The organism is Kocuria sp. ZOR0020 (genome assembly GCF_000800955.1).
GTDB classification, from domain to species: Bacteria; Actinomycetota; Actinomycetes; order Actinomycetales; family Micrococcaceae; genus Kocuria; species Kocuria subflava.
In genome coordinates, this window is the sequence record NZ_JROX01000131.1 from 1 (window position 1) to 8,900 (window position 8,900).

General features: G+C 64.0%; 9 protein-coding genes and 1 other RNA gene. 2 read left to right on the forward strand and 8 right to left on the reverse strand.

Going from position 1 to position 8,900, the window contains the following annotated elements; translation table 11 throughout:
- Positions 1 to 51: 51 nt before the first annotated feature.
- The 5 genes from L979_RS08220 to sbnA form a co-directional block, all read right to left on the reverse strand.
- Entirely contained in the window at positions 52 to 864 is an 813-nt protein-coding gene (locus L979_RS08220) for a shikimate 5-dehydrogenase (RefSeq protein WP_047691453.1), read from the reverse strand.
- Positions 865 to 923: 59 nt separating this feature from the next.
- Entirely contained in the window at positions 924 to 1,217 is a 294-nt protein-coding gene (locus L979_RS08225; protein WP_231559463.1) for a cupin domain-containing protein, read from the reverse strand.
- A 162-nt stretch (positions 1,218 to 1,379) separates the two neighbouring features.
- Positions 1,380 to 2,870 (reverse strand): diaminopimelate decarboxylase, encoded by a 1,491-nt coding sequence (locus L979_RS08230; protein WP_047691465.1) that lies wholly within the window; start codon positions 2,868 to 2,870, stop codon positions 1,380 to 1,382.
- Positions 2,867 to 4,549, reverse strand: coding sequence for an FAD/NAD(P)-binding protein (locus L979_RS08235; RefSeq protein ID WP_047691457.1), 1,683 nt, complete (start codon positions 4,547 to 4,549; stop codon positions 2,867 to 2,869). Before L979_RS08235 ends, L979_RS08230 begins: the two co-directional genes overlap by 4 nt.
- Positions 4,546 to 5,562, reverse strand: coding sequence for a 2,3-diaminopropionate biosynthesis protein SbnA (sbnA, locus tag L979_RS08240; protein ID WP_231559464.1), 1,017 nt, complete (start codon positions 5,560 to 5,562; stop codon positions 4,546 to 4,548). The genes L979_RS08235 and sbnA overlap by 4 nt, the downstream gene beginning before the upstream one ends.
- 149 nt (positions 5,563 to 5,711) lie before the next feature.
- Between sbnA and def the strand changes: the two genes are divergently transcribed.
- Positions 5,712 to 6,293, forward strand: coding sequence for a peptide deformylase (gene def, locus L979_RS08245; protein WP_047691471.1), 582 nt, complete (start codon positions 5,712 to 5,714; stop codon positions 6,291 to 6,293).
- Positions 6,294 to 6,335: 42 nt separating this feature from the next.
- Here def and L979_RS08250 read toward each other — a convergent pair whose 3' ends face one another.
- Positions 6,336 to 7,127: a YaaA family protein gene (locus L979_RS08250; protein WP_047691460.1), complete on the reverse strand. Its 792-nt coding sequence runs from the start codon at positions 7,125 to 7,127 to the stop codon at positions 6,336 to 6,338.
- A 140-nt stretch (positions 7,128 to 7,267) separates the two neighbouring features.
- Here L979_RS08250 and rnpB point away from each other — a divergent pair.
- An RNA gene (gene rnpB, locus L979_RS14620) (RNase P RNA component class A) lies at positions 7,268 to 7,650 on the forward strand.
- Positions 7,651 to 7,666: 16 nt separating this feature from the next.
- Here rnpB and L979_RS08255 read toward each other — a convergent pair.
- Positions 7,667 to 8,395 (reverse strand): zinc ribbon domain-containing protein, encoded by a 729-nt coding sequence (locus tag L979_RS08255; protein WP_047691462.1) that lies wholly within the window; start codon positions 8,393 to 8,395, stop codon positions 7,667 to 7,669.
- A gap of 54 nt (positions 8,396 to 8,449) precedes the next feature.
- A partial coding sequence (locus L979_RS08260; RefSeq protein ID WP_047691474.1) for a Nif3-like dinuclear metal center hexameric protein occupies positions 8,450 to 8,900 on the reverse strand: 451 nt, incomplete at its 5' end.

The following is an 8,900-nucleotide window of genomic DNA, read 5'->3' on the forward strand; positions in this document are numbered from 1 at the left end:
GCTGCCAGGTCCCTGCCTCAGAGTCACTGCCTCAGAGTCACCGCCAGGGCATCAGGCCCTGGAAATCCGCGAGGCCTCTGCCACTTGATCGTGGGTGGGGCGCACGCCGGTGTAGAGCACAAACTGTTCTGCTGCCTGCAGGGCGATGACCTCAGCACCTGTGATCACCGGCTTGCCCAGTGCACGTGCAGCCAAGACCAAAGGTGTTTCCGAGGGGAAAGCCACCACGTCAAAGATCACGTTGGCCTGTGCGATCACCGATTCGTGCACTGCGAGCTCATCCTGTGCAGGCCCGCCAGCCATGCCCACAGGAGTGGCATTCAAAACCAGAGAGGTCTCCAACCCGTCGGCTGTAGGCCTCCAGGTGTGTCCGTACTGCTCAGCCAGGGCCCGTCCGGAAGTTTCGTTGCGGGCCACCACCGTGCCCGGTCCGAAACCGGCGTTGGTCAAGGCTGCCACCGCTGCTTTGGCCATGCCACCGGAGCCCAGCACCGCAAAGGATCCAGGTCTCACGTTGTGCGAATCCAGAAGGTCGTAGATGGCCTGGTAGTCCGTGTTGTACGCCGTCAGATGCCCCGCGTTGTTCACGATGGTGTTGACCGACTGAATCGCCACAGCAGAGTCCGCCATCTCATCCACCATGGCTATGACGTCCTCTTTCCACGGCATGGAAACGGCGCAACCGCGGATCCCCAGTCCCCGGACACCCGCAATGGCCTGAGTGATGTCGTCCGTGGTGAACGCCTTGTAGATGAAGTCCAGGTCCAGGACCTCATAGAGGTGATTGTGGAACCTGGTCCCAATGTTGGTGGGCCGGGCCGACAACGAAATGCACAGCTGGGTGTCCTTGGTGATCTCACGCATGGGGCAAGATTCCCACTTGGAAGCACTCAGCCATGAATTGTGTCCACACATGGCACGGCTCAGCCGATGTCTGTGATCACCAAGGTCATACGGGACGCCTCCACGGCCGTGACCGCATGCGGCACACCGGGTGCAAGGTAAAGAACGTCTCCCCCGGTCATTCGATGCACCGTGCCATCCACCGTGAAGTCCAGTTCGCCCGAATTGAGCACCACGGCCACAGCCCCCGGTGCGTCGTGTTCGGACAGGCCCGCACCGGCATCAAAGGTGAACTGAACCACCCGCATGGCCGGATTGTTGACCAACGTCCGGGACTGTTTGTCACCGTCCACCACGGGGTGTGATGGGGCCAATCCAGTGTGTGCAAGGGATTGGGTGACGGGTGTTTGCTCAGACATCGCAGGCCTTTCAACGGTGGGTGGCACGGGTCGTGGTCCCACCGTAGGTCCGACAACCGACCCCTCGCCTTGACCTGGGCCAAGCACGACGACGACGCCGTCACGCCCCTCAGCCACTCACCAGGTGTCGATGGCGTCTTGAATGAACCCAGCCCCGGATGCCACCACGTTGGTGGCCAGCGGAATCTGGTGGGAGGCACTTTCCAGGATGTGCATGAGATAACCAGCCGTGTTGGGCAGCGCAATCACATCCCCCACGTTGACTCCCCGGGGAAAATGCAGACGCCGTTTCAGAATCAGCTCCGCCTCAATGCAATAAGCACCCACCAAAAAAGCACCATCGGGTGCACTCCAGGAATCGCTGGACCCGTGGGATCCAACGCCCGTTTCTGCACTGCCGGTTTCACCGGTACGAACCAGAATCGGGTCCACCAGAAAGTCCGCCGAGGTGGAGCGGCACTGGGTGCGGTTCATTTCAAGGCCCACCACGGCAACGTCGTCGCTGGTGTGTTTGCGGAATGCCACCCGAGCCAGAGTCAGCCCGCAACCATCCAACATGGAGCGGCCTGGCTCGCAGTGCAGGGACAGACCACGCTGGCGCAATGCCTCCGCAGCAGTCACACCCGGTGCGACCTCCCCTTCCAGAACGGACTCCAGCCATTCACCCCGTACCAGCTCCTGGTGATACGGGTAGGTGTCGCGTTGGCCCGTCACCCGGGGTCCGTCGTCGTGGTCCTCGCAGTACAGGCCGAGCCCGTCACCCCGCCAGGTGAGCGAGTCATCGCCACGCAGGACCTCATGGTGGAGGGCGTCGCCAAAACGTGACCAGGCGGCGGCGTCGTCAATGTAGGACATGGGCACTCCCCCACCCATGTCAATGAACTCCACCCGATGACCGCGAGCGCGCAGCTGATCCACAAGGTCGATGGCCTGCCCCAACGCTGTAGTGCGGTGCTGTGGGGCGTAGCCGTGGAGGTGGAAATGCACTCCCACCACCGGTAGTCGCTGTTCGATGTCAGTTGCCTGCTGGCTGTCCAGGAAATTCAGCCAGGTGCTGCTGCGCTCGCCGAACCGCGTGGGGGTGAGGCCGTCCCGGACTTCCGGTGCCAGCCGAAGCACCGCGGGGGAACTGACGCCGGCATCCCCGCTGACCTGGAGCGCCAATGTGGTTTCATCCAGATTGTCCAGGGCCACGGGCACACGGTGCGTCAGGGCGTGGTGCAGCAACTCACGGGTCTTGACGGCAGCGGTCAGGATGATGCGTTCGGCCGGCATCCCCCGCTCCAGCACCTGCGTGAGTTCCCGGTGACTGCCCACGTCAATACCGTGGCCCAGGTCCCGTACGGCATCCACCAATCCAACGGTCTTGTTGGCCTTGCGCGCCACGAAAACGCGTAAATCAACACCATGCCGGTCTGCGGCTTCCACCATCTCCAGGGCGTTGCGCTGCAGGCTTGAGAAGTTGTGCACGTTCACGGGGCTGCCGTACTCCGTCAGCAGGGAAGCGCACGTGTCCGGGTCGGTCAGCAGGTCAGACATCCACGGTTCCAGACGCGCCGGCAAGGCGGGTTCACCATGGACTGCCTGCCTGAGATCGCTCTGGGTCACGACGTGCCTCCTGGTCCTTGCGTCATGTGCTTTACCACTGCCTGCGCCCATTCTTGCGGCATGGTGTGAAGGGCTCGGTTCAGGGTGTCATGACCCAGCACGTGGTCCTCCGTGGGGCGCCCGATCACCGAAAGTCCCGCCACGGCCTGCCCTGAACTGTTCAGGGCCTGCCCACTGGGCGTGACCATGACTCCTCGCCTGCCAGGCGGCACCGTCAGTGTCCCGCGTTCCAACAAGCTCAGGTACATCGGTTGGTCCGTTCCCACCACACCAGGCGGGGGCAGCACGGCATCAATCACGACGTCGGGACGGGGTTCTGATTCATCCAGGCCCGTGATCCCTGTGGCAGCGATTCCCACGCCTTGACGCATCCACAAGGCATCGACCACACCGGCCTGAATGAGTGCGGCTATCTTGCGGGCGTTGAGCAGTGGCGGGCCAAAGGCCAGGCGTTCCATGGTCACGGCCATCTGTCGGAATTGCGCCCAGTCCCCAGCATCCAGGTCACGAAAGCTCACGGCCTGGACCAGCGCCGGATAGAGCTTGGCCCACGCAGCACCCAAGGCCCAGGCTGCTCCGGGATCAGCTCGTCCTTCTGCCACCTCAATGCTGCGGGTGAAAACACGCACTGCGCGGTTGAGTCTCTCGGAACCAGGTTCAGCGCCGTTGCGGGCCGTGTAGGAGACCTCCCAGGCGGCATCACTGGCGGTGCTGCGGGTGCACCTGTCCAGGATCTCCGCGGCTGCGTGCTGGACGGTGTTGATCACCTCTGTGATGGTGCACTGCGCAGCCAGGCGGACCCGTGCGTGGTCCAGGACCGTGTCCAGATCCTCCACAGTCACGCACGGGCGGCTCTTGGCATCCAGGAACAGCCCGGACCGTGTGACGGGCAGAATCCTGGAGGGTTCCTGCCCGCTGGGGATGTAGCGCAGGTTGGCATCCTCCCCTGTGGTGAACACGCCTCCGCGCCCTTGGGTGAGCGCCAAGCAGACATCGATGAACGTGAGAGCACCACCCCGCACAGCCACCGTTGCACCTGCCGGGATCTTTGACTGGGACAGCCATTGCTGGACCGGATAGACCTGTGGGACCAGTGGGATCTCAGCCGACCAGGTGTGTTTCAGGGCGCCGTCGTGATCCGGGGCGTGCCCGGTGGCCAACAGAACCTGCCGGTACGGTCCGTGCTGTTCACCGTCTGCGGTGTGCACCACCCACCTCGGCTCCGCGCTGTCCCCACCCACAGCCGTCAGATCCACGGCCCGGGCAGTCACGGTGTTCCACTGGAGATCCGAGCACACCTCCTGCACGCGGTTCCAGGCGCAGTGAAGATATTCACCCACGGTGGAGCGCGGTGGAAAGCTCTCCTGATCGCGCTGCGGAGCATGTTCGACTGCCCACTGGTGGAAGCTCGGCACAAAGCGTTCGGCGGCACCGGGTTCGTGAGCATCCACGATGCCTGCGGACACGTTCAGACGCAGATATTCAGGTTGGTCCGGCGCGTAGGCGCTGCCCGCATAGGGGTTGGTGTCAATCACGTCCACCGCAACGCGGGGAACCTCACCGCCTGCAGCCAATAGCCTGCGCACCAGGGATTCCAGGGCGAACAGTGCCTTGGGCCCGGCCCCGACCACACCGATCCTGTAGACGCCGTCCAACGCCGCCTCAGCCGAACCGTTCATGCGTTGGCCTCCGTCAGTTCCTGCACACTGCGTTCCATCGATTCAGGTGACACGCCCAGATGCTGGGCCACCCAGTCGTCGTCGTACACGGTGTTCATGTACGGCAGCCCACCATCATGTACCAGCATGGCCACGCGCTGCAGTCCAGGGTGTTCTGTGAGCAGCCTGGCCACCGCGTGGACCACCGCCCCGGTGGAGGCACCGGCCAGAATCCCCTCAGTCCGTGCCAGGGCCCGGGCTCCCGCCACGCAGTCCCGCTCCCCCACCCGGAGCACCTGGTCCGGCGTCACAGTCCGGGAGAGGTCCGTGACAAACCCAGCCCCCATACCGGGAAGATTGCGTGGTCCTGCCGTGCCCCCGAACAACACACTGCCCACGGCATCCACCGCGATGACCTTGGTTTTCATGCCGTGTTCCCTGATGTAGGCAGCACACCCGCTGATGGTTCCCGTGGTGCTGCACGCCGCCACCACCGCATCCAGCTGGTGATCGGTGGCTTCCGCGATTTCACGCATGGTGCCGTCACGGTGGGAACCCGGGTTGGCCGGATTGCCGTACTGGTAGAGGTTCACAGCGCCCGGGATCTCCTGCAGGAGCTGTTGGACCCGCTTGATCCGGGCCGTCAGAAGATCCCCGGTCTCCGGGTCCGGCTCCATGACCAGCTCGATCTTCCCGCCCAGGGCCTTGATGGCAGCAACGGTGGTGGTGTTGGCCCGTGAATCCACCACACACACGAACGTGATGCCACGGACGGTGCAGCTGCGGGCAAGAGCAAGCCCCAGATTGCCGGAGCTGGACTCAACCACCGTGCCACCCGGGGCCAGCTCGCCAGTGGCAAGTGCTGCATCCAACATGGCTGCTGCCGGACGATCCTTGGCGCTACCGCCCGGATTGACGGATTCCACCTTGGCCAGGACCTGGGTATGAGGAAAGAGTCGGGAAAGGCGTACCAACGGGGTGTTTCCCACCGCGGCTGAGATGTCATCCACGATGCGTCCATCAGGTCTAGTCACTCCATAAGCATACTGCTGTTTACGGCAGAGAACCCTTAGTCCTCCCGTAAGATGAGGTGCCGTTCAGCCTGGCCGTTCGCCGCGTCGTCGTCGGCACCCCCGGCCCCGCCGTTGACGCCCACACCTCACCCAGCCAAGGAGCTGCCCACATGCCGATCCGTCCCGTGGTCATCACCGGTGACCCCGTCCTGTACCGGCCCGCCGCCAAGGTCACCGAGTTCAATCAGGAACTGAAGAATCTGGTGGCGGACATGCACGTGACCATGGACGCCGCGCACGGCGTGGGCCTGGCCGCCCCGCAGATCGGCGTGGGCCTGCGCATCTTCACCTTTGTCTTCGCCAACGACGACGACGCACCGGATCGCGGCGAGATCATCAATCCTGTGCTGACGGTGGGCAAGGTCTCCGAGCAGAACCCTGATCCGGACGAAGAATCCGAGGGCTGCCTTTCCGTGCCCGGGTTGAGTTTCCCGCTGAAAAGGGCGGAATGGGTCAAGATCGCTGGATTCGACGTCGACGGCAACCCGATCGGGTGGGAAGCCAACGGATGGTTTGCCCGAGTCATGCAGCACGAGTACGACCACCTGGACGGCAAGCTGTACGTGGACCGGCTCAACACCAAGTGGGGCAGGAAGGCCAAGAAGGCGATCCGTTCTGAAGGCTGGGGCACTCCGGGCAACATCTGGGAGCCAGGCGTGGACGAGGACCCGTTCGGCCACGGCGAGGGCTGAACCCCGCGTCAAGTGGGGCCGGTAAGCCTCTGGCGCGTCCGCTCACTCCTGCTCGGGCAGAATCAGGGTCAACTCTCCTGGTTTTTTGGATGTGGGCGCTGTCAGCTCCACGACCCACTGTTGACGCACCGCATCCGCCACAGCTTGGACCGTATTCAGTACCGCGCCGTTTGCGAGCTGGTCCACCAGGAACCGGGCCACCAGTCCGCGGGTGTGTTTGGCATTGTGGGACACCACTTTCCGTTGCCCCTTGACCATTTGGACCACCTTGATGGTCACCGTGTTTTCAGGTGCCGGTTGAAAAGCTGCGGCGTAGGTGGCTGAGCGGCAATCCACCACCACCTGACCTTGCGCCTCCGGGCACAGATGACGGTTGAGATGGGGCTTCCAGTAGGTGGACATCTTCAGGCCACCGGACCGGCCCAGCCCGCGCAGGGCCGTGGCCCCGGACAGCCTGTAAGCCGGAATCTGGTCCGCGGCCTTCACAGCACCCCACAAGGCGGAGATCACCACCAGGACCTCATCAGCCACCGTTCGCTGCGCCACCGTGAAAGATCCGGGATCGAGGGCGTCGAACAAGACCCCGGTGTAGACCTCCAATGCCGGTGCGGCGGGTGCTTCCAACAAGGTGGTGTTGCGTTGCACCTCAGAAGCCAAGGACGCACCAACGCCCAGGACCTCCAGTGCGTTCTTCTGGGCACTGACCTTCATCAAGGCTTTGAGCGCTCGTTCCCGCTGAGGCTGCAGCTGCGGCCAGGACAACGTGGTCACGTCCACAGGGTTTCCGGAACTCGGGGCGGACTTGGTCTCTGACGGGGGCAGCAGAATTAGCACCGCTCGATCCTATCGACTCACCCCTCCCCCGCCGAGTAGGCCGTTTGATCGCCCCTGGGTCACTCAGCAGCGATCAAACGGCCTACTCGGCGGGGAGGGGCGGCGCGGGTATCAGCTGAGCGGTAGACTCACCTGCCGGACAGGACGGCCGGGTGACCGCGCGGTGCACGAATGTGCATCTCGAGGAAAGTCCGGGCTCCGCAGAGCAGGACGGTGGGTAACGCCCACTCGGGGCAACCCGCAGGACAGTGCCACAGAGAACAGACCGCCCGCAGCGATTCGTCGTCGTGGGTCAGGGTGAAAAGGTGGGGTAAGAGCCCACCAGCGCACCGGGTGACCGGTGCGGCTCGGTAAACCCCGTCCGGAGCAAGGTCAGACAGGATGCGTTGGAGGGCTGCTCGCCCGAGCATCCGGGTAGGCCGCTTGAGCCCATCGGCAACGGTGGGCCTAGATGGATGGTCACCGCCACGTCACGGGTAACCGGGCGTGAGCACAGAACCCGGCTCATAGGCCGTCCTGTCCCCCGAACACCCGTCCCGTCAGCTCGCGAAAATCGCCCCGCAGGACGGGCAGGTGGACACCTCCGTGGGATCCGCCTCCACCTCGGAGAGTTCCACCGGGCTCATGGTGGATCCGCAGGAGCCACACGTGGCACCGGTGCGGGTGGTGGCTGCCACGCGCACCGCGTGTCCACCGGTTCGGATCTTCTGGTACCGGGAAACCAGAGCCGCGTTGTCAACAGCAGTCACGTACTGATCCCGCTCACCCGCCAGTTGTCCGTGTTCGGCCTGCATGGCCGCACCCTTCTCCTGGGTGGCTGCAACCAGTCGTTTGGCAGCGGCATCTGCTGCCTGCAACTTGGGCAAAATGGCGGATCGCTCGGTCATGAACGCATCCAGTTTTTCTCCGGAAACAGCTTTGGCGGCCCGAGCTTTCTCCACCTGCGTGGTCAGGGAATCGATCTGGCGCTGCAGGGCAGAGACTTCCTTGGCGGATCCTCCTGCGTCCCGGCGCGCCCGGTCTTTCTCCAGGCGATCCAGCAAGTCAGTCACCTTTTGCTCGGCCAGTGCTGCGGCCTGTTCAACATGCGCCCGCTGCGTGTTCAGTTCCTTGGCCTTGGCCACAGCGGCCTGCCTCCGTTTGAGGGCAGTGACCAACTCAGGTTCTGACTGGAGGGTCTTCAACGATTCCTCCAGGTGCGTCATCCGCGCATCACGGCGCTGAAGTTCCAGCAGGGCGATGAAGTTCTCTGGTGTTGCCTTAGTCATCACATCTCCTTGGGTCCGTACCTGCTGCGTGCCATCCGACAGTTGGGAAAGAGCTCAGGCCCACCGGTCCTGGGGTTGCGGATGGGGGCTGGGAACCTGGAAATCCCAGGGATCGGTTCGTGCGGAGGCAACCACGACGTCGACGTCGTACCCCCGCTCCCCCAACGCAGCCTTCAGCGAGCGCGCGGCCACTGGCGCCCACAGCCATTCGCTGGCGGAATGGGAGAGATCAATCAGACACAACCCGCCGTCGTCGTGTGCGTGCATGGCCGCCTCCCGGGCTTCAGAAACCGGGTGGTGCCGCAGGTCAGCGGTGACGTAGACGTCCGCCTCAGTCTGCGCCACGTCCTCAAGAAGCGAGCCTCCCGCACCTCCGCACACTGCCACCGTCTTGATCTCTCGCCCGGCAGGCCCTGCCACCCGTACACCTTGGGCGGTGGGGGCAACGACGCCGGCCAGTCGCCTGGCCAGCTCCTCCAACGTCACGGGGGTCTCGAGTTGACCG

What these genes read in the sequence shown, in the direction of transcription:
- def (WP_047691471.1), top strand. Translation starts at nt 5,712, where the DNA reads ATGCCGATCCGTCCCGTGGTCATCACCGGTGACCCCGTCCTGTACCGG.
- L979_RS08255 (WP_047691462.1), bottom strand. Translation starts at nt 8,395, where the DNA reads ATGACTAAGGCAACACCAGAGAACTTCATCGCCCTGCTGGAACTTCAG.
- L979_RS08220 (WP_047691453.1), bottom strand. Translation starts at nt 864, where the DNA reads ATGCGTGAGATCACCAAGGACACCCAGCTGTGCATTTCGTTGTCGGCC.
- L979_RS08235 (WP_047691457.1), bottom strand. Translation starts at nt 4,549, where the DNA reads ATGAACGGTTCGGCTGAGGCGGCGTTGGACGGCGTCTACAGGATCGGT.